The organism is Clavibacter lycopersici (genome assembly GCF_003576405.1).
Taxonomy (GTDB): domain Bacteria; phylum Actinomycetota; class Actinomycetes; order Actinomycetales; family Microbacteriaceae; genus Clavibacter; species Clavibacter lycopersici.
In genome coordinates, this window is sequence record NZ_QWGT01000377.1 from 1 (window position 1) to 1,663 (window position 1,663).

The window sequence follows — 1,663 nt, forward strand, 5'->3', positions numbered from 1 at the left end:
GGGCGAGCGGGCCGACCGCGTCCCGGCGTTGCTCTGGATCCCCGCGGGCGTCGCGCTCGCGTTCCTCGTGCTGCCGCTCGCGGCGCTCGTGGTGCGCGCGCCGTGGGCGACGCTGGGGGAGCGGCTCGCGGATCCCGGCATCGCGCGCGCCCTCGGCCTCTCGCTCGGCAGCGCGCTCGCCGCGACCGCGCTCAGCCTCGTGCTCGGGGTGCCGCTCGCGTTCGTGCTCTCGCGCTCGGCGGGGCGGCCGCCCGTGGTGCAGCGGATCCTGCGGGCGCTCGTGACCGTGCCGCTCGTGCTGCCGCCCGTGATCGGCGGCGTGGCCCTGCTGCTCCTGCTCGGGCGGCGCGGGCTGGTCGGCGGGCCGCTCGAGGAGCTGACCGGGATCACCATCCCCTTCACGACGCCCGCCGTGGTGATCGCCGAGACCTTCGTGGCCATGCCGTTCCTCGTGCTCGCGGTGGAGGGGGCGCTGCGCGGCGCCGACCGCCGCTTCGAGGACGCCGCCGCGACCCTCGGCGCCGACCGCTGGACCGTGCTCCGCCGCGTGACCCTGCCGCTCGTCGCCCCCGGGATCGGCGCGGGCGCGGTGCTCTGCTTCGCCCGCGCGCTCGGCGAGTTCGGGGCGACGCTCACCTTCGCGGGCAGCTTCCCGGGCGTGACGCAGACGGTGCCGCTGTCGGCGTACCTGGCGCTGCAGACGGATCCGGACGCCGCCGTCGTGCTGAGCCTCGTGCTGCTCGCGGTGTCGGTCGTCGTGCTCGTGAGCCTGCGCGACCGGTGGGCGTCGGGGGTGCACGCGTGAGCGCGGCCGACGGCCTCGACGCGCGCGTGGTCGTGGAGCGCGCCGCCTTCCTGCTCGACGTGGAGCTCGAGGTGCCGGCCGGATCCACGACCGCGGTCGTCGGGCCGAACGGCGCAGGCAAGTCGACGCTGCTCCGGGCGCTCGCCGGGCTCGTGCCGCTCACGGCGGGACGCGTCGCGCTCGACGGGCGCGAGCTGGAGCGCGTGGGCGGTGCGGCCGAGGGCGGGCAGGCGGCCGTGCGGATCCCGGCCGAGCGCCGTGGCATCGGCGTCGTGTTCCAGGACCACCTCCTCTTCCCGCACCTGTCGGCGCTCGCGAACGTCGCGTTCGGGCCGCGGGCGCACGGCGTCGCGCGCGCCCATGCCGAGGATCGGGCGCGCGCCCTCCTCGACCGGCTCGGGATCGCGCACCTCGCCGACCGCCGGCCGGATCGCCTCTCCGGCGGGCAGTCCCAGCGCGTGGCGCTCGCCCGCGCCCTCGTGCTCGAGCCGCCGCTGCTCCTCCTCGACGAGCCGATGGCGGCACTCGACGCGGGCACGCGGCTCGACGTGCGCGACCTCCTCGCCGACGAGCTGCGGCGCTTCGGCGGCGCGGCCGTGCTCGTGACGCACGATCCCGTGGACGCGCTCGCGCTGGCCGACCGGATCCACGTGCTCGAGGGCGGACGCGCGGTGCAGGAGGGCGCGCCAGCCGAGGTCGCCGCCCGGCCCGCGACCGCCTACGTCGCGCGGCTCGTGGGCATGAACCGGCTCGAGGGGCGGGACGCCGACGGTCGGCCCACCGCGCTCATCGCGGCGCCGGCGGACGTGCGGCTGGGCCGCGACGGCTCCGGCGCACCGGATGCAGGCGGCGACGCCG

2 protein-coding genes are annotated in these 1,663 nt (G+C 78.2%); both read left to right on the top strand.

Annotated features, from left to right (window positions below):
- A partial coding sequence (locus tag DZG00_RS15270) for an ABC transporter permease (RefSeq protein WP_311135923.1) occupies positions 1–805 on the top strand: 805 nt, incomplete at its 5' end.
- Positions 802–1,663: ABC transporter ATP-binding protein (locus DZG00_RS15275; RefSeq protein WP_233550164.1), on the top strand; the 862-nt coding region annotated here is incomplete at its 3' end. The genes DZG00_RS15270 and DZG00_RS15275, both read left to right, overlap by 4 nt.